This is a genomic window from Parabacteroides sp. TM07-1AC (genome assembly GCF_003480915.1).
Lineage (GTDB): Bacteria > Bacteroidota > Bacteroidia > Bacteroidales > Tannerellaceae > Parabacteroides > Parabacteroides chongii.
In genome coordinates this window covers 347,722-365,125 of sequence record NZ_QUKD01000002.1, presented here as the reverse complement: position 1 = coordinate 365,125, position 17,404 = coordinate 347,722, and the positions used below count along the sequence as shown (strand labels likewise).

The window sequence follows — 17,404 nt, the reverse complement described above, 5'->3', positions numbered from 1 at the left end:
AATACGATGGCAGAACAGTGCCAATATGATGGCAGAACAGTGCCAATATGATGGCAAAGCTCTGCCATGCTTATGGCAAAACCTTTTACTTAGGATCATGTAGTCTTTCATAAGCAGGATTGCAATCTTGGGTATACCTTATTACTGAATCAAAATGTAAAGCAATGTTGAAACAACTCTATATTACTCTATTTATACTATTCTTCGCCCTCTCTGCCCAGGCGAAAGATGTAAAAGGGCATGTATTTGATGATAATGACCAGCCGATAATCGGAGCGAATGTCTATTGGGAAGGAACCCAGCAAGGGACGACGACCGATGTAGACGGTGCTTTCAAACTGAAAACAAGGGAAGGCGCGAATAAACTGGTCGTAAGTTATATCGGTTATGAGACTTTTATCTTATCGGTTACGAATGTAGACGAGCCTTTGAAGATAAAGCTGAAAGGGGAAGTTACCCTGGAAGAGGTCGTGATCAGCGAACGCAAGATGGGTACGATCGCTTCAAGAACCAGTGTCCTGCAGACGCAGAAGATCACGTACGACGAACTGTGCCGTGCAGCCTGTTGTAACCTGGCTGAAAGTTTCGAGACAAACCCGTCCGTCGATGTCTCCTATGCGGATGCGGCAACCGGAGCACGGCAAATCAAATTGTTGGGACTGGCAGGAACTTATGTTCAGATGCTGACCGAGAATTATCCGAATTTCCGCGGGGCTGCTTCTCTTTACGGACTGGATTATGTGCCTGGTGCCTGGATGGAAAGTATCCAGGTTTCTAAAGGGACTTCTTCCGTAAAGAATGGCTATGAGGCATTGGCGGGTCAGATCAATGTGGAATTTAAGAAACCGCCGACGGCAGATATCTTTTCCGTGAACCTGTTCGGTAGTGATGCAGGTCGTTATGAGGGGAATGCGGATGCTTCCTGGCATATCAATGACAAGGTCTCTACCGGTTTGCTGGTGCATTATTCAAATGATAAGAAGCAGCATGACGGCAATGACGACGGTTTCCTGGATACGCCGTTGCGGGAACAGGTCAACCTGATGAACCGCTGGTATCATAAACTGGATAATTACGTCGCCCAGTATGGTGTCCGTTATCTGCACGAAAGCCGTACAGGGGGACAAGCTACCAAACATCATGATTTTACCGATCCTTACAAGGTGCATCTGAATACGAACCGGGCGGAACTGTATACAAAACAAGCCTATATTATCGACAAGGAGAAAGTGGAAAGTGTAGCATTGATCCTCTCGGGTTCCTACCATGAGCAGAAATCCATGTATGACCGTACTCCTTACAATGTGTATCAGAACAATGTGTATGCGAGCCTGCTTTACGAGAAAGAGTTTTCTCCGGCGCATAGCCTGAGTACCGGTCTGAGTATGAATTATGACGGTTTCGATGAAAACCTGTTGCAGAATGGAGTGCGTAATGTTTTTGACCGGACGGAAGTGGTGCCGGGAGCTTATGTGCAATATACGTATAATCTGAATGACAAGTTGATTGTGTTGGGTGGTATCCGGGCTGATTACAGCTCTTTGTATGACTTCTTTGTCACGCCTCGCGTACATGTTAAGTATAACCCGTTCGACTGGTTCCATGTTCGTGCTTCTGCCGGTAAAGGATTCCGTACGGCGAATATACTTGCAGAGAATAACTTCCTGCTGTCGAGTAGCCGTAAAATGAATATTGCCGACAATCTGGATCAGGAAGAAGCCTGGAATACGGGAGTCAATCTGGCTTTCTACATCCCGTTGTTCGGCAAAGAACTGACGCTTAACGGAGAATGGTATTACACTGATTTCCGGAAACAGGTCGTAATCGATATGGACAGCGATCCTCATGCCGTGAGCTTTTATAACCTGGACGGTAAATCTTATTCGAACAGTTTTCAGGTAGAGGCTACCTATCCTTTCTTCCGCGGATTTACCCTGACAGCCGCATACCGTTATACGGATGCAAAAACCGATTACCGGAATGCTGCAGGAGTAACGCAGCGATTGAAGAAGCCGCTGGTCAGCGATTACAAGGGGCTGCTGACCGCTTCCTATCAAACACCGTTGAAGAAATGGCAGTTCGACCTGACCGGCCAGTTCAACGGAGGAGGCCGGATGCCGACACCGGATGTGACAAATCCGCTGTGGGACCCCAACTTTAACGCATATACAGTTGTGAATGCGCAAATTACAAAGTATTTTCGCAGATGGTCTGTTTATCTAGGTGCGGAGAACCTGTTTGATTATAAACAATCCCATCCTATTATAGACGCCGGAAATCCGAGAGGGGAGAACTTCGACGGTTCGATGGTCTGGGGACCGGTTCACGGACGGAAAATATATGCCGGCCTGCGATTCAACATCAGTCGCGATTAAATTACAGATGAATTATTTACCAATTAATACAGATACATTATGAAACAGTTTGTAGTAGCATTAATCTGCGCCGTATTTACTTTTTCTTCGGCCTATGCACAAGATGCAAAAAAGAAAAAGGACACAGTTACTTTCTTCGTGGAAGGGATGGAATGTGCCAATTGCCAGAAAAAGGTAGAAAAGAATATCTCGTTCGAAAAGGGGGTGACCGATATGAAGTGCGACCTGACAACCCGTACGGTAGAGGTCACTTACAAGACGGATAAGACATCGAAAACGAAATTAGCTTCAGCCTTTAAAAAGATAGGCATGGAAGCAGTGCCGGTAGACGACGGTGCCGGTTGTCCGGTCAGTCCTGCGAAAAAAAATTAAGCAGTCTGTATTTCGTTAACACGAAAATTCAGCAGAACATCTTATCTTTGCAAAGCATACCTGTATGGGGCGGATCTATGTGTCCGCCTCTTTTATGAAAAAAAGTTCATGAAACATGCAGCGTTTTGCACGAGAATAACATCATTATATTTGTAATGGACGAGTCACAACTGATAAATGGTTGTAGGAAGGGGGACAGGCTGGCTCAGAAAGAGCTTTACGAGAGGTATTCCCGCAGGATGATGGGAGTTTGTCTGCGTTATGTGAACGACAGGGAGACTGCCCGCGATTTGTTGCAGGATGGATTCGTGAAAGTTTTTACCAGTATGGACTCTTTTTCGGGAACTGGTTCATTTGAGGGATGGATGCGTAAGATCTTTGTAAATTGTGCATTGGAGTATTTGCGTAAATCAGATGTGTTGCGCGAATCGACAGACCTGGATAACACGGCTGAATTGATACAGCCGGCTGGTTCCGTTATCTCGGATATGTCGGCGGCGGAGTTGATGAAGCTGGTGCAGGAGTTACCGGCAGGTTTTCGTACTGTATTCAACTTGTTCGCGATCGAAGGATATTCGCATAAGGAGATCAGTGATATGCTGAATATAACGGAGAGTACGTCACGTTCACAGTTCACGCGCGCCAAACAGATGTTGCAAAAGAGGATTAACGCTTTGTATTAAGAGGAAAGAATGGAAAAGGAAAGAGATACAATAGATGATTTGTTCCGCTCGAAATTGTATGATTTTGAGGAGGAGACAATGCCGGGCGACTGGGAGGCTATAGCCGATCGCTTGCCGGGTAAAGCACCGGTACCTTTCCGCCGGACTTTGCGCTATTGGGCTGCGGCAGCGGTTGTTTCGCTGTTGATGATAACAAGTGGCGTTTATTTGTTCAGATCAGAGAAGGAGCCACCTCCGGTTGCTGACAGGATCGAACAGGAAACAAAGAAAATGGAAACAGAGCTGGCAAAAGAGTCGGAAGTACCGGTTACTGCCATACAGCCTGTAGAAGAGCAAATACCTGCAACACCGATAGCTAAAGTGCAACAACCGGTGGTGCGTGAAACATATAAGGCGCCTGTAAAGGTTGCCGATACTGAACCTGCTGTTATTTCTTCAGATGATGATATGGAGGAGAAAGCAGAAGTAATAATACATTCGGATGAAACTGATGTGGTTGAAACAGAAGATGTTGTACAGGGTCATCCGGAAGTAGGTTCTGCTAATGATACCCGTTCGTTGGTAGCAGACGTTGCTCCGGCAGGTAAGAAAGAGAAGACTGTTTCTCCGCGTCGTTGGGGATTCGGAATGGGAGGCGGTAGTGTTACTACAGGGACAAGTAATTCGTTGAATACATATGTCTTGAAGAATACATCGTTGACAGATCAGGAGTTGTTATTCCTGAATTCTGCTAATTTTGAGAATTCAACTCGAAGAACGAACGTGAAGCATAAGACACCGGTTTCTGTGGGTATGTCGGTAAGTTATTCTTTGAATAATCGGTTTGCTTTAGTTACCGGTCTGAATTATTCTTTATTGTCTTCTTCTTGGGAAACAACCGATACCTATCATAATAAAACGAGTCAAAAGCTCCATTTTATAGGTGTACCGTTGTCTTTGTCTTATAAAATAGCAGAGTGGAAACGTTTCCAGGTGTATGCTGCTGCAGGAGTCATGACAGAAGTGAATGTGTCTGGTAAATTGGTTACGAAAAAGTATATGCATAAGGAATTATACGAAAAAGAATCTGAACATATCCGGATGAAAGAATGGATGTGGTCTGTTAATGCCCGTGCCGGTGTCAGTTATCCGCTGCTCCGTTTCGTAAGCCTTTATGCTGAAGTGGGAGCGGATTATTACTTCGATAACGGAAGTTCCATCGAAACCGTTCGTTCTGAGAAACCATTTAATGTAAATCTGCAGGCCGGCTTCCGGTTAGGTTTTTAATCGAATAAGAAACAAATACTAATAACATAAAAATAAAAAAACAGAAATGAAGAAACTAAAGTTTTTAGGGGTGATGGCTATGGCTGCACTTTTATTCACCTCTTGTTTGGACGGGGGAAATAATGAACAATCGGGAGCGGCAATCGGAGTGGTTGATTTTTCAATGGAAGCCATGAAGAATTTAGCTTATGTGAATGATTATACGGCACTTTATTCTCCTCAATTTGAATCATTGACTACAGGGGATTGTATAGTTTTTCCTTATACTATAAACTATGATGATCCAATGAACAGTGGAACAAATAAATATTTGACAGCAACAGTGGCTGGTTATAATAAGCTGGACGAAGGTTTGTTGGTGACAACTGTTGATACGGCAGATATTAGAAAAAATGAAATTACAACTATGGATGCCTCTGTGATCAGTTCTGATGGTACAGGTTATGGTTGTGGTACAGTAAAAAATTATCTTTTCTTAAGTTCTAGCCATCCCAATATATCGTCGGATCAAAAGAATATGTATGAGTTACAATATGATCCATCTCAAACACCAAAAGAAGTGGAAGGAAAGAGAGTGTACGATTTCTTTTTGCGTGTTGTTAAGCAGGCTGACGGAAAGGGTACTGTAGGTACTAATACTTTGAACTATGTATTTAGAGCAGGAAGTGCTATTGAAATGTTGAAGTCGAAAGAAAAAGCAGATAATCAAGACGTTTTGTATATTCGTCTGAATTATATTAAAGAGTTTAATAAGGATACAACTGCTGCTACTTGGGGAACATCAAAGTTGATGGGTTTTCCTATTTTAAAGGAAACAACGAATTGATAAAATAAACAAATCGGCATGTGTGAAACGAACACCAAAGTATCGTCTACACATGCCGATTTTGTAATATATTTCTGCTATATACTAATTTTTAAACTTCTGTATTTGTTCTAGGAGAACTCTTTTCTCCACAACACCGGAAGTACGCCAGACTATTTCACCTTTCTTGAAAATGATCAATGTCGGAACGGATTGAATCCGATACAGATTGGCTACAGCCTCATTTTTGTCTACATCGATTTTCAGGACACGTGCTTGCCCTGCCACTTCCTTACCCAATGCTTCAACTGTCGGACTCATTACTTTACATGGACCACACCAAGTGGCGAAAAAGTCTACTAATACAGGTTTATCTCCGTTTATAATATCTTTGAAAGTTTCCATATTGTTTTTCTATTTATAACAATTGGAATGTAATGCTTGTTCATCGAACAGATGAAGCCGGTTATTTTATTTCATTAATAACAGTTTCGCTGCTTTCAAAAACGATAAATACACCTTCCCATTTGCCTTCTTTCTCAACAAAACGGATTCGATATGTCGCTTTTATCTTTTTCATTGAATATGCATCAAGATTAGAAAATAATGAGTCAGTATGACAATGTGCCAATTATAGAAAAATATGAAACAAAAATAGGGATAATCGACACATATATTAATAGATCGCAAATACCCTTCACCCTTCACCGCTTGTAAACTCCTGTATACCTGCGTTTTCTGGTGACACGTCTCGGTGAAGGCTAAAATTACAAATCAAAAGTAGGGTCTTTTGAAATGTTAAGACAAGACTTTTGAAATCAAAAGAAGGGACTTTTATCTTCAAAAGAGCTATCTTTTTTCGGAAATACTTACGTCTTTTCTTCAATAGGTAGGCACTCATTAAAGATGAGTAGGCATCCGTTCGTATTGGCTCCGGCAGCTATTCGAAGTAGCTCCGGCAGCCACCGGTATTGGCTCCGGCAGCTAATTGAAAAAAATTACGGGTTCTCTAATGAAAAACAATTTGTTGTCGGTGAAACGTTACCATTCACCGCATCCGCTTGTTTTACAGGATGATATAACGCGGTGACAGGTGAAGGCTATCGCCGGAATTCTCTCTGTAGGTATGAAAAATGGTTCACCTTTTTCAGTTGACTGGTGACAAGTAACAGTTGGGCTTCGCGCCCGAAGATACGAATAATTGAACGAAATTAATTCGACTGATGGGTAAAGAATAGTCTTTCCGCTGATGTTTTGTTAACTTTGTATGAATAAACCGTGTTATAGCCAAATGTCGGGTAAATGTCGGGTGAAAGTTCGCTGCTTTATTTGTTGAATGTTTGAGTTATGCATAATCTTGTCGAAAATTTGAATGAAGATGAAACAGCCGGAATTAGGTAAGTACATTGCAGGGCTTCGGGAAACGAAAGGGTTGACCCAGGAGGAGCTGGTAAGTAAATGTAATATTAGTGTCCGAACTTTGCAACGTATCGAGTCAGGTAAAGTAGTACCAAGAAGTTACACATTGAGGTTAATTGCTACTGCACTGGATTGTGACTTGTTAGCTGTTCCGGAGGTTCAGGAAATTGGTAAAGCTGAACTTCCGGTTCATTTGTCATTCAAATCTGTTTTGAAAGATTTGTTTAACTTAAAAGTACACACAATGGCAAAATTATCAGTTTTAACAACGGCATGTCTGGCTATAGGTTTTAGTTTGTATACAGTCGGTACCAAATGTAATGCACAGCAAATGATGAAAATGAATTTTGTAACAGACAATACCGGAGGATTTGAGGTACAGCTTCCCCGCGGACTCCCCGGTTATGGAAGTTATATAAATAATGATACCGTTTTTATCAGGGCGGGAAAAGATTTGATCAAAGAGCATAAAGGATCTTTGTTTCTGAACAATGCTTTTGTTGGCCATGTACAGGAAAGTGATACGATAATATTTAAAAAGGGAAGCCTGTTTACTAGAAAGTCGCTTATTATTAGGCCATATAGAATGAAAGCGTCTTTGATATACAAAGATATTGTTTTTGTAACTCCTCAATCCATCAGCGGGTTTACCGATGATAATGGAGATACTTTCCGATCGGGGCCTCATACTTTCAAAGAAAGGGATAATCGAATATATCTGAATGATGTTTATCAGGGGGATGCTTTTGCGGGTGATACTGTTGTCATTTCCAAATCGGGAAAGCTGGAAATTAGGTGAAGTGATCCGTATAAATTCATTACATTTACACGTCATAATTTGTCAACAATAATAAAGTGACATAACTACGACCAGCTCCTGTTAATTGATAATATCTAATTTGAAATGAAGATATATATGGATACGGAATTTATAAACTTAACAACAGACAATCTTGCAGATGAGCATTTGTGCTGTATTATCCGTACTAAAAAGCTCCACCCTGGTGTTGAGGCAAAGCGACAATGGCTTTCTGAACGGCTGAATGAAGGTCATGTCTTTAGAAAGTTGAATGCAAAGGCTACGGTTTTTATAGAGTATGCCCCTTTGGAAACAGCCTGGGTTCCTATAACGGGTGATAATTATTATTATATCTATTGCTTATGGACTTTGGGCAGTTACAAAGGGAAAGGGTATGGGAAATCGCTGATGGAATATTGTATAGCCGATGCTAAAGAAAAGGGTAAATCCGGTATTTGTATGCTAGGAGCAAAAAAACAAAAATCCTGGCTTTCCGACCAGTCGTTTGCGAAGAAGTTTGGCTTTGAGGCTGTTGATGTTACCGATAATGGATATGAATTGCTGGCACTCTCTTTTGACGGAATAAAGCCGACGTTTGCACATAATGTAAAGAAACAGGGAATCGAAAACAAAGAACTGACAATTTATTATGATGTGCAGTGTCCTTATATCGATCAAAAAATCGGGATTGTCAGACAGTATTGTGAAACGAATGATGTTCCTGTATCTTTCATCCAAGTGGATACCCTACAAAAAGCTAAGGAGCTACCTTGTGTTTTCAACAACTGGGCAGTGTTTTATAAAGGACATTTTGAGACGGTGAATTTATTACAGGATGCTGCCAGCTTAATGAGAATACTCAAAAAGTAAAATTAGGATTTATATATTTTGTAGAAATAATAAAGCCTGTTAATCATATGATTAACAGGCTTTATTGGCGGTCCGGACGGGACTCGAACCCGCGACCCCATGCGTGACAGGCATGTATTCTAACCAGCTGAACTACCGAACCAAAACAAATTAAGGAAATAATAATTAAAAGAGGCGGTCCGGACGGGACTCGAACCCGCGACCCCATGCGTGACAGGCATGTATTCTAACCAACTGAACTACCGAACCTCTTTTCATTATCAATCTCTCTCGATTGCGGTGCAAAGGTAAGTATTATTTTCAATTCTGCAATACCTTCGGCAAAGAAAATATGTCTTTTTTTTAATCATGGCTGATATGCAGCAGGTTAAGAAATGAAATTTTTTTCACTGTTTTCAAAAGTAACGGAGTTCTCTATCCGGCAATTTAAAACAGGTTTGTCACATTTCTACACTGTTTGGCAACTTTTCATAAACCAAAGGGGAATATGTTATGATAATTTGTTACTTTTGCAACTCAATATAAAAAAGAAAACGGAGAAAGAAAATGGACGTCGCCATTATTAAGTATAATGCCGGAAATATCTACTCAGTGAGTTATGCCTTGAAAAGATTAGGTGTAAGTCCAGTGATTACAGCCGACCCGGAAGTATTAAGTAAAGCAGATAAGGTAATTTTCCCCGGTGTAGGGGAAGCACAGACTACCATGGATTATCTGAAAGAACATAAACTGGATGCTGTTATTAAGGATCTGAAACAACCCGTACTGGGTATTTGTCTGGGTATGCAATTAATGTGTCGTCATTCTGAAGAAGGAGATGCAGAATGCCTGGGGATTTTTGATGCGGAAGTAAAGAAGTTCGTGCCCCATCGCCATGAGGACAAGGTGCCCCATATGGGATGGAATACGATCACACAAGTTAAAGACGGTTTATTTACCGCACAATTGGAGAACAAATTTGTTTACTTCGTACATAGTTATTATGTACCGGTAAATGAATATACGGCTGCAACCACGAATTATATTCAACCGTTCAGTGCTTCGCTGCATAAAGACAATTTTTATGCAACGCAGTTCCATCCGGAGAAGAGCGGTTCAGTCGGTGAAGTGATTCTGAGGAACTTTCTAAAATTGTAAGATATATGATCGAGCTTATCCCTGCTATAGATTTGATTGATGGCAAATGTGTACGCCTTACGCAAGGTGACTATGATACGAAGAAAGTGTATAACGAAGATCCGCTGGAAGTAGCGAAGATGTTCGAAGCGCATGGTATCCGTCGCTTGCATGTGGTTGATCTGGATGGTGCCCGTCAGGGACGGATCATCAACTACCGCGTATTGGAAAGACTGGCTACACGCACCTCTCTGGTGATCGATTTCGGCGGAGGTCTGAAGCAGGAAGATGATTTGGAGATCGCATTCGAAAGCGGTGCCCAGATGGTGACCGGTGGAAGTATAGCGGTAAAGAATCCGGAAGTTTTTACTTCCTGGATCCGGAAGTTCGGAAGCGAAAAGATTATATTGGGAGCTGATGCGAAAGATAAGAAAATTGCCATCAGCGGGTGGGAAGAGACTACTGATAAAGAACTGATCCCTTTCATCCGGGAGTATTACGACAAGGGTATCACGAAAGTGATCTGTACGGATATCAGCCGCGATGGCATGTTACAGGGACCGGCTATCGGATTGTATGAGGAGATACGGGAGGCAATCCCTTTTATATATATCATAGCCAGCGGAGGAGTCAGTTCGATTGAAGATATAGAAAAACTGGCTGAAGCAGGAATACCGGCGGTAATTTTCGGCAAGGCCATCTACGAAGGAAAGATCGAATTAAAGGATCTGCTTCGTTTTACCTGAAAAGAGGAGGAGAAATCAACGTATGCTAGCCAAGAGAATAGTACCCTGTCTGGATATCAAAGATGGAAAAACAGTAAAAGGAATTAATTTTGTGAACTTCCGCGACGCAGGCGATCCGGTCGAACTGGGGTCACAATACAGCCGGGAGGGAGCCGACGAGCTTGTCTACCTGGATATAACCGCTTCGCATGAAGGCCGTAAAACCTTCACTGAACTGGTCAAAAAAGTAGCCGCTAATATCAGTATCCCCTTTACGGTGGGAGGCGGCATTAACGAACTGAAAGACGTAGACCGTCTGTTGAGTGCCGGTGCCGACAAGGTATCGATCAACTCGGCGGCACTGCGCAACCCTTCGCTGATCGAAGAGATCGCGAAGAATTTCGGAAGCCAGGTCTGTGTGGTCGCCATCGATGCGAACTACGAGAACGGCGACTGGCTCTGCTATCTGAACGGAGGCCGTATCCCGACGGAGAAGCATCTTTATCAGTGGGCTTCTGAAGCCGAAAGCCGCGGAGCAGGCGAGATCCTGTTCACCAGTATGACGCACGACGGTGTAAAAGACGGATATGCCAATGAGGCACTCTCGGCTTTGGCTGACAACCTGCATATTCCGGTCATCGCTTCGGGAGGAGCCGGCAAGATGGAACATTTCCGTGATACCTTTGCAGAAGGAAAAGCGGATGCCGCGCTGGCTGCCAGCGTATTCCATTTCGGGGAGATCGGCATAGCCGACCTGAAGCAGTATCTGAATAAAGAAGGAATCAATGTAAGAATATAATTACAAGAATAAGATGAAATTAGATTTTGAAAAAATGGGCGGACTTATCCCGGCAATCGTTCAGGATAACAATACCAACAAAGTATTGATGCTGGGTTTTATGAATGAAGAAGCCTATGAAGAAACAAAGGAAACAGGCAAGGTAACCTTCTTCAGTCGTACGAAGAACCGTTTGTGGATGAAAGGTGAAACCAGCGGTAACACCTTGCAGGTGGTGAGTATGATGGTGGATTGCGATAACGATACCATCCTTATCAAGGCTATTCCGGCCGGTCCGGTTTGCCATACAGGAGCTGATACTTGTTTCGGCGAAAAGAATAAGGAAGACATCATGTTCCTGAAATATCTGCAGGACTTTATCGAACAGCGCCGTCAGGAGATGCCGGAAGGTTCTTATACCACTTCCTTGTTCTTGAAAGGAGTGAACCGTATGGCGCAGAAGGTGGGAGAAGAAGCTGTCGAGACCGTGATTGAAGCAACCAACGGAACAGAAGAAGGCTTTATTTATGAAGCATCCGACCTGGTTTATCATCTGATCGTATTATTGACCAGCAAAGGTCTTCGTCTGGAAGATCTGGCACGCGAATTAAAGAAAAGACATAAAGGATAAATTGCTATGGAAGATACAACACTGCTCAGACTGGAAGGCGTAGAAATCTGCCGCGACGAAAATGTCATACTGCATAATGCCTCTTTTACCTTGCGTAACGGGGAGTTTGTGTATGTAATCGGGAAAGTAGGCTCCGGAAAGAGCAGTCTGTTGAAATCCTTGTATTGCGAAATCCCGATCAGTCAGGGCGATGCCTGGCTGTTGGATTACAATCTCTGTAAGATGAAACGGAAGGACATACCCTATCTTCGCCGTAAGCTGGGGATTGTTTTTCAGGATTTTCAGTTGCTTACCGACCGCTCGGTGATCAAAAACCTGGAGTTCGTCCTGCGGGCGACCGGGTGGAAGAAAAAGAGCGAGATCAAAGAACGCATCGAAGAGGTGCTTCATCAGGTAGGCATGCAGACCAAAGGATATAAGATGCCGCACGAACTGTCGGGCGGCGAACAACAGCGTATCGTGATAGCAAGAGCACTCCTGAATGACCCTGAACTTATATTGGCCGACGAGCCTACAGGTAATCTGGACCCCGAAACAAGCGGACAGATCGTACAGCTTCTGCATGATATTTGTCAGAAAGGTACGGCGGTGATTATGACCACGCATAACTATACACTGGTACATAATTATCCCGCCCGTATAGTAAAATGTGAGAATGCATGCCTCGGTGATGTCGGAGAATGATTTTTTATGTAACTTTGCACACGCAAAATAGCAAGGAACAAACAATTTAATTATAGGAAAAGAAAATGAAAGTTTTAAAGTTTGGCGGTACTTCTGTGGGATCTGCACAGAGAATGAAAGAGGTAGCAAAATTGATTTGCTCAGGCGACCGTAATATTGTCGTATTGTCTGCCATGTCAGGTACAACCAACTCGTTGGTTGAGATATCCGACTACCTGTACAAGAAGAATCCGGATGGTGCAAATGAAATCATCAATAAGCTTGCGCAGAAATATTACGGACATATCGAAGAACTGTACAGCACCGACGAATATAAGCAGAAAGCCAAAGAACTTGTAAAATCTCATTTCGATTATATCCGTACTTTCACGAAAGACCTGTTCACCTTGTTTGAAGAAAAGGTCGTGCTGGCTCAGGGAGAACTGATCTCTACCGGTATGATGAACCTGTATCTGAATGAAACCGGCGTGAACTCCGTCCTGCTTCCTGCTCTGGAATATATGCGTACGGACAAGAATGCTGAACCGGATCCCGTTTATATTAAGGAACGTCTGGTAAAACAGCTGAACGAACATAAAGATGCCGACTTATATATCACTCAGGGATATATCTGCCGGAATGCCTACGGCGAGGTCGATAACCTGCAGCGTGGCGGCAGTGACTATAGCGCTTCCCTGATCGGTGCGGCTGTGAATGCGGAAGAAATCCAGATATGGACGGATATCGACGGTATGCATAATAACGATCCGCGTATCGTTGACAAAACATCACCGGTTCGCAACCTGCATTTCGAAGAAGCAGCAGAACTGGCTTACTTCGGTGCGAAGATCCTGCATCCTACTTGTATTTTGCCTGCCAAGCTGAACAATATCCCGGTTCGTCTGCTGAACACCATGCAGCCGGAAGCTCCCGGAACGTTGATCTCCAACGAAACGGAAAAAGGAAAGATCAAGGCTGTTGCGGCAAAAGATAATATCATCTCCATCAAGGTAAAGAGCGGCCGTATGTTGCTGGCTACCGGTTTCCTGCGTAAGGTATTCGAAATCTTCGAAAACTACCAGACACCGATCGATATGGTTACCACTTCGGAAGTAGGTGTATCGGTAACGATCGACAACCGCAAGCATCTGGAAGAAATCGTAGACGACCTGAAGAAATACGGTACGGTTACGGTGGATGAAGATATGGTGATTGTTTGTGTGGTGGGCGACCTGGAATGGGATAACGTCGGCTTCGAAGCCCGTATCGTCCAGGCGATGAAGGATGTGCCGGTGCGTATGATCTCCTACGGAGGCAGCAACTACAATGTGTCGCTGCTGATCAAGTCGGCAGACAAGAAGAAAGCGCTCCAGGCGTTAAGCGATCACCTATTTAATAATTAAAAATTGAGAATTGAGAATTGAAAATTAATAGATGGTAACTAATTTTCAATTCTCAATTTTCAATTCTCAATTCTCTTATTATGCTCAAAGGAACATTCCCGATAGATAAGCTGAAGGCACTTCCTACGCCTTTTTATTATTATGATGTAAAATTGTTGCAGGATACACTGGATATGGTGAAGAATGAAGCTGGTAAATACGGCTATCATGTACACTATGCAGTCAAGGCAAATGCCAATCCGCGTATCCTGTCCGTTATAGCGGAGAACGGTTTGGGGGCCGACTGCGTGAGCGGTGGTGAGGTGCAGGCTGCCCTGAATGCCGGATTCCCTGCCGGTAAAGTGGTCTTTGCCGGTGTCGGTAAAGCCGATTGGGAAATCAACCTGGGACTGGACAACGATATCTTCTGTTTCAATGTGGAATCGGCTGTCGAGCTGGATATCATCGACGAACTGGCTGCCGCTAAAAACAAAGTGGCTTCGGTTGCCCTGCGTATCAATCCGGAAGTGGATGCCCATACCCATGCGAAGATCACCACCGGAATGAAAGAAAATAAGTTCGGTATCAATTTGAGCCAGCTGGGGCAGGTGCTGGATAACCTGGCGAAACTGAAACATGTGAAACTGATCGGTATCCATTGCCATATCGGTTCGCAGATCACGGATATGTCCGCATTCCGTAACCTGGTTATCCGTGTAAACGAGATACAGGAAGAGTTGGAAGCCCGTGGTATTCAAATAGAGAATCTGAACTTCGGCGGCGGATTGGGTATCGATTATTATCACCCGAACCATCTGCCTATCCCGGCATTCGATAATTACTTTGCCGTATTCAATAAATTGCTGAAAGTACGTCCCGGTCAGCAGGTACATTTCGAACCGGGCCGTTCGGTCGTTGCCCAATGCGGGACACTGATCTCGAAGGTTCTGTATGTTAAAGTCGGTGAGACAAAACAGTTTGCCATTCTGGATGCCGGATTTACCGAACTGATCCGTCCTGCCATGTACGACGCCTATCACCGTATCGAGAATATATCCAGTGACGAAGCGGTCGAACTGTATGATGTAGTAGGGCCTATCTGCGAATCATCCGATGTATTCGGTAAAGATGTCGAGCTGAACAAGGCACACCGCGGTGACCTGATCGCCTTGCGTTCAGCCGGTGCTTACGGCGAGGTGATGGCCTCCCAATATAACTGTCGCCAGCTTCCGAAAGCATACTATTCCGATACGATTTAATTATCTTATAAGAAATCAAAACGGGACTGTATCAAAATAGACTAAATGGCACACAGATGACACTGATTAAACAGATGAATACCGATTATTTATTGATTTTCAATTTATTTATCTGTGTTCATCTGTCCGATCTGCGTAATCAGTGTGCCATAGTGTAACGTTTGATTCATCCTCATTTCTCTTGGTATTACTAAGCTATCCCTTGTAACACAATAGAGCTATCAGTCTGCTTTACCATTGAGGCTCTTTCTCTTTTCCTGTTTTTTTATTTGTAGTGTTTCCTTTTTTACTACCTTTGTACGATCCCGTGATCGTGGGGTGTGATAAATCTTGAATGTTTATAAAAGATAGAATGTGATGAAAAAGAAAGAGTTATATAGCATACTCATGATTTGTTTGCTGATGTTCTCCTCTTGTCTCGGAGATACGAATACCCGGATAACGGTGGGAGAGCAGGAAGCTGTCTATCAGTCACGTCCGACCAAAGGGTTTTATGTGGATGGCGGTCGTTTCCTTTATGGCTCAAACCTGAGTGTAACGGGGGATACCGGCGATTGTTTTCTGATAGAATACTCATTCGATTCTGCAGCTCCGGAGTTGCAAGGCACGGACAGTCTGTCCATCGAGCTGATTGAACAACCGGTCAGTGTACCTTTATGGCCTTTGGACAGCCAGATGACGGATACGACAAAGATATTGAATAACGAAGTCCTGACGGAATCATTACTGGGCCGCAAGGCCTATATCAAAGGACGTCTGTTCTTATGGTCCAATCATACGGAGACGGAATCTCAGCAGGATAGTTTCATGCTCAGCTATAATCCGGAAAAGATGTATACCATAGAGGAGGGGAAGCGGATTTACAATCTCTACCTTCGGGCGATAAAGAAAGTGACGAAGCCGGAAGAAGGCAGCGGTGATGATAATAAAGAAGAAGGTGAAGGAACAACCGAAACTGAAAAGACTGTAAAGGTCTTGATTACAAATGCATTCAATATCGAGGAGTTCTTTGATAAAGCGAAAGTACAGGAAGAGGAAAAGGGAGAAAAAGGACTTTCTATAGCAATAAATTACGCTTCGGCATATAATAAGGATACGACAGCCTGTTTGTGGAGTACGACGGAGCCGATGTTGATTTCGTTTAGTGAAAGAGTTGAATAAGGGAAGATAAAGGGGTATTAAATAGAAAAACGGAGAGATGTATAAGGAGATAATCAAATGGGTAATAGCCATCATATCTCAACCGGGGAAGGCCTGGGATATGTTGTCAAGAAAAGAAGAGAAGGGCGATGAGTTCTTGTCGCGATTCATATATCCGTTAATCGGACTGGTTACAGTGGCAGCTTTTCTAGGCGTGTTGTTTACGCGGAAGGAGTTTGATGTAGAGCTTGCTTTGAAATCGTCGATCAAAACTCTGGTCGCTTCTTTCGGAGGTTTCTATCTGGGAGCCTATTTTCTGAATGAAGCCTGGCAGGGATGGTTCGGAAGAGAAAAGGACATGAAACTCTGCCAGCGTTTTGTCGGTTATTCGTCATCGCTGATGTTTGCATTGAATATCGTGCTGATGCTGCTGCCGGAGTTTTTCTTCCTGCGCATCTTCATTTTATATACATTTTATATTGTATGGGAAGGAGCCGGTCCTTATATGCAGGTGGAAGAAAAGGAACGGCTGAAGTTTGCCGGTATAACGACCGTTATCATTTTGCTGACACCGGCGGTGATCGAGTTTGTGCTGTTCATGCTGATGCCGGGATTACGTTTTTGACAGTTAGAAAAAGATGAAAGAGAAGATTAGTAATAATATACAGATAAAGAACAAGCGGGCAACCTTCGATTATGAATTGCTCGATACGTTTACTGCCGGGATCGTGCTGACCGGGACGGAGATCAAATCCATCCGCCTGGGAAAAGCCAGCCTGGTCGATACGTTCTGTATCATGGAGAAAGGCGAGTTGTGGGTGAAGAACATGTACATCGCCGAGTATTTTTACGGTACCTATAATAATCATGTCGCACGCCGCGACCGTAAATTGTTGCTTACCAAAAAGGAGCTGCGCAAGATAGACAATGCAGCCCGTAACAGTGGTTTTACCATCATCCCGACCCGTATGTTCATCAACGAGAAAGGGTTGGCGAAAGTGGTCGTAGCCATAGCCAAAGGTAAGAAGGAATACGATAAACGAGATTCCATCAAAGCCCGTGACGACAAGAGGGAGATGGACAGAGCATTTAAACGGTAAGAGAAACTCTTGCCGTTTCTT

Annotated in this window: 18 protein-coding genes and 2 tRNA genes; 17 read left to right on the top strand and 3 right to left on the bottom strand. The window is 43.4% G+C overall.

Going from position 1 to position 17,404, the window contains the following annotated elements; all coding sequences use genetic code 11:
* Window positions 1-164 precede the first annotated feature (164 nt).
* The 5 genes from DXD68_RS06260 (at window position 165) to DXD68_RS06240 (ending at window position 5,522) form a co-directional block, all read left to right on the top strand.
* Window positions 165-2,375 (top strand): TonB-dependent receptor plug domain-containing protein, encoded by a 2,211-nt coding sequence (locus DXD68_RS06260; protein ID WP_122360791.1) that lies wholly within the window; start codon window positions 165-167, stop codon window positions 2,373-2,375.
* Window positions 2,376-2,414: 39 nt separating this feature from the next.
* Entirely contained in the window at window positions 2,415-2,747 is a 333-nt protein-coding gene (locus DXD68_RS06255; protein ID WP_122360790.1) for a cation transporter, read from the top strand.
* Window positions 2,748-2,902: 155 nt separating this feature from the next.
* Complete coding sequence (locus tag DXD68_RS06250; protein WP_122360789.1) at window positions 2,903-3,430, top strand: RNA polymerase sigma factor; 528 nt, start codon at window positions 2,903-2,905, stop codon at window positions 3,428-3,430.
* Window positions 3,431-3,439: 9 nt separating this feature from the next.
* Window positions 3,440-4,696: a porin family protein gene (locus DXD68_RS06245; protein WP_122360788.1), complete on the top strand. Its 1,257-nt coding sequence runs from the start codon at window positions 3,440-3,442 to the stop codon at window positions 4,694-4,696.
* 46 nt (window positions 4,697-4,742) lie between these two features.
* Window positions 4,743-5,522, top strand: coding sequence for a hypothetical protein (locus tag DXD68_RS06240; protein ID WP_122360787.1), 780 nt, complete (start codon window positions 4,743-4,745; stop codon window positions 5,520-5,522).
* An 84-nt stretch (window positions 5,523-5,606) separates the two neighbouring features.
* Here the strand turns inward: DXD68_RS06240 and trxA are convergent, their stop codons facing one another.
* The gene (gene trxA / locus DXD68_RS06235; protein WP_122360786.1) at window positions 5,607-5,906 is read right to left on the bottom strand and encodes a thioredoxin; all 300 of its coding nucleotides are present in this window, start codon (window positions 5,904-5,906) and stop codon (window positions 5,607-5,609) included.
* A gap of 973 nt (window positions 5,907-6,879) precedes the next feature.
* On the opposite strand from trxA, the gene DXD68_RS06230 reads away from it, so the two are divergent.
* A complete protein-coding gene (locus DXD68_RS06230; RefSeq protein WP_122361090.1) occupies window positions 6,880-7,719 on the top strand; it encodes a helix-turn-helix domain-containing protein in 840 nt (279 codons plus the stop codon).
* Between the two features lie 117 nt (window positions 7,720-7,836).
* Window positions 7,837-8,589: a GNAT family N-acetyltransferase gene (locus DXD68_RS06225; protein ID WP_122361089.1), complete on the top strand. Its 753-nt coding sequence runs from the start codon at window positions 7,837-7,839 to the stop codon at window positions 8,587-8,589.
* Window positions 8,590-8,654: 65 nt separating this feature from the next.
* Here the strand turns inward: DXD68_RS06225 and DXD68_RS06220 are convergent.
* Together DXD68_RS06220 and DXD68_RS06215 are read right to left on the bottom strand one after the other, a co-directional pair.
* Window positions 8,655-8,731 (bottom strand) — tRNA-Asp (locus tag DXD68_RS06220).
* A gap of 33 nt (window positions 8,732-8,764) precedes the next feature.
* Window positions 8,765-8,838: transfer RNA gene (locus DXD68_RS06215), tRNA-Asp, on the bottom strand.
* A gap of 297 nt (window positions 8,839-9,135) precedes the next feature.
* On the opposite strand from DXD68_RS06215, the gene hisH reads away from it, so the two are divergent.
* The 10 genes from hisH (at window position 9,136) to smpB (ending at window position 17,383) form a co-directional block, all read left to right on the top strand.
* Window positions 9,136-9,726: an imidazole glycerol phosphate synthase subunit HisH gene (gene hisH / locus DXD68_RS06210; protein ID WP_122360785.1), complete on the top strand. Its 591-nt coding sequence runs from the start codon at window positions 9,136-9,138 to the stop codon at window positions 9,724-9,726.
* Between the two features lie 5 nt (window positions 9,727-9,731).
* Window positions 9,732-10,451, top strand: coding sequence for a 1-(5-phosphoribosyl)-5-[(5-phosphoribosylamino)methylideneamino]imidazole-4-carboxamide isomerase (gene hisA / locus DXD68_RS06205; protein WP_122360784.1), 720 nt, complete (start codon window positions 9,732-9,734; stop codon window positions 10,449-10,451).
* Between the two features lie 22 nt (window positions 10,452-10,473).
* Entirely contained in the window at window positions 10,474-11,229 is a 756-nt protein-coding gene (hisF, locus tag DXD68_RS06200; RefSeq protein ID WP_122360783.1) for an imidazole glycerol phosphate synthase subunit HisF, read from the top strand.
* A gap of 13 nt (window positions 11,230-11,242) precedes the next feature.
* On the top strand, window positions 11,243-11,839 hold the full coding sequence (gene hisIE, locus DXD68_RS06195) for a bifunctional phosphoribosyl-AMP cyclohydrolase/phosphoribosyl-ATP diphosphatase HisIE (RefSeq protein WP_122360782.1): 597 nt from the start codon (window positions 11,243-11,245) through the stop codon (window positions 11,837-11,839).
* Between the two features lie 6 nt (window positions 11,840-11,845).
* Window positions 11,846-12,523: a cell division ATP-binding protein FtsE gene (locus DXD68_RS06190; RefSeq protein ID WP_122360781.1), complete on the top strand. Its 678-nt coding sequence runs from the start codon at window positions 11,846-11,848 to the stop codon at window positions 12,521-12,523.
* Between the two features lie 65 nt (window positions 12,524-12,588).
* On the top strand, window positions 12,589-13,905 hold the full coding sequence (locus tag DXD68_RS06185) for an aspartate kinase (RefSeq protein ID WP_122360780.1): 1,317 nt from the start codon (window positions 12,589-12,591) through the stop codon (window positions 13,903-13,905).
* Window positions 13,906-13,985: 80 nt separating this feature from the next.
* Complete coding sequence (gene lysA, locus DXD68_RS06180; RefSeq protein ID WP_122360779.1) at window positions 13,986-15,143, top strand: diaminopimelate decarboxylase; 1,158 nt, start codon at window positions 13,986-13,988, stop codon at window positions 15,141-15,143.
* A 357-nt stretch (window positions 15,144-15,500) separates the two neighbouring features.
* Window positions 15,501-16,304, top strand: coding sequence for a hypothetical protein (locus DXD68_RS06175; RefSeq protein ID WP_122360778.1), 804 nt, complete (start codon window positions 15,501-15,503; stop codon window positions 16,302-16,304).
* Window positions 16,305-16,341: 37 nt separating this feature from the next.
* Window positions 16,342-16,908 (top strand): Yip1 family protein, encoded by a 567-nt coding sequence (locus tag DXD68_RS06170; RefSeq protein WP_122360777.1) that lies wholly within the window; start codon window positions 16,342-16,344, stop codon window positions 16,906-16,908.
* Between the two features lie 13 nt (window positions 16,909-16,921).
* Complete coding sequence (smpB, locus tag DXD68_RS06165) at window positions 16,922-17,383, top strand: SsrA-binding protein SmpB (RefSeq protein WP_122360776.1); 462 nt, start codon at window positions 16,922-16,924, stop codon at window positions 17,381-17,383.
* Window positions 17,384-17,404: the final 21 nt, after the last annotated feature.

What these genes read in the sequence shown, in the direction of transcription:
- lysA (WP_122360779.1), top strand. Translation starts at nt 13,986, where the DNA reads ATGCTCAAAGGAACATTCCCGATAGATAAGCTGAAGGCACTTCCTACG.
- hisH (WP_122360785.1), top strand. Translation starts at nt 9,136, where the DNA reads ATGGACGTCGCCATTATTAAGTATAATGCCGGAAATATCTACTCAGTG.
- hisIE (WP_122360782.1), top strand. Translation starts at nt 11,243, where the DNA reads ATGAAATTAGATTTTGAAAAAATGGGCGGACTTATCCCGGCAATCGTT.
- trxA (WP_122360786.1), bottom strand. Translation starts at nt 5,906, where the DNA reads ATGGAAACTTTCAAAGATATTATAAACGGAGATAAACCTGTATTAGTA.
- DXD68_RS06190 (WP_122360781.1), top strand. Translation starts at nt 11,846, where the DNA reads ATGGAAGATACAACACTGCTCAGACTGGAAGGCGTAGAAATCTGCCGC.
- DXD68_RS06260 (WP_122360791.1), top strand. Translation starts at nt 165, where the DNA reads ATGTTGAAACAACTCTATATTACTCTATTTATACTATTCTTCGCCCTC.
- hisA (WP_122360784.1), top strand. Translation starts at nt 9,732, where the DNA reads ATGATCGAGCTTATCCCTGCTATAGATTTGATTGATGGCAAATGTGTA.
- DXD68_RS06255 (WP_122360790.1), top strand. Translation starts at nt 2,415, where the DNA reads ATGAAACAGTTTGTAGTAGCATTAATCTGCGCCGTATTTACTTTTTCT.
- smpB (WP_122360776.1), top strand. Translation starts at nt 16,922, where the DNA reads ATGAAAGAGAAGATTAGTAATAATATACAGATAAAGAACAAGCGGGCA.
- DXD68_RS06225 (WP_122361089.1), top strand. Translation starts at nt 7,837, where the DNA reads ATGGATACGGAATTTATAAACTTAACAACAGACAATCTTGCAGATGAG.
- DXD68_RS06185 (WP_122360780.1), top strand. Translation starts at nt 12,589, where the DNA reads ATGAAAGTTTTAAAGTTTGGCGGTACTTCTGTGGGATCTGCACAGAGA.
- DXD68_RS06170 (WP_122360777.1), top strand. Translation starts at nt 16,342, where the DNA reads ATGTATAAGGAGATAATCAAATGGGTAATAGCCATCATATCTCAACCG.
- DXD68_RS06175 (WP_122360778.1), top strand. Translation starts at nt 15,501, where the DNA reads ATGAAAAAGAAAGAGTTATATAGCATACTCATGATTTGTTTGCTGATG.
- hisF (WP_122360783.1), top strand. Translation starts at nt 10,474, where the DNA reads ATGCTAGCCAAGAGAATAGTACCCTGTCTGGATATCAAAGATGGAAAA.
- DXD68_RS06240 (WP_122360787.1), top strand. Translation starts at nt 4,743, where the DNA reads ATGAAGAAACTAAAGTTTTTAGGGGTGATGGCTATGGCTGCACTTTTA.
- DXD68_RS06230 (WP_122361090.1), top strand. Translation starts at nt 6,880, where the DNA reads ATGAAACAGCCGGAATTAGGTAAGTACATTGCAGGGCTTCGGGAAACG.
- DXD68_RS06245 (WP_122360788.1), top strand. Translation starts at nt 3,440, where the DNA reads ATGGAAAAGGAAAGAGATACAATAGATGATTTGTTCCGCTCGAAATTG.
- DXD68_RS06250 (WP_122360789.1), top strand. Translation starts at nt 2,903, where the DNA reads ATGGACGAGTCACAACTGATAAATGGTTGTAGGAAGGGGGACAGGCTG.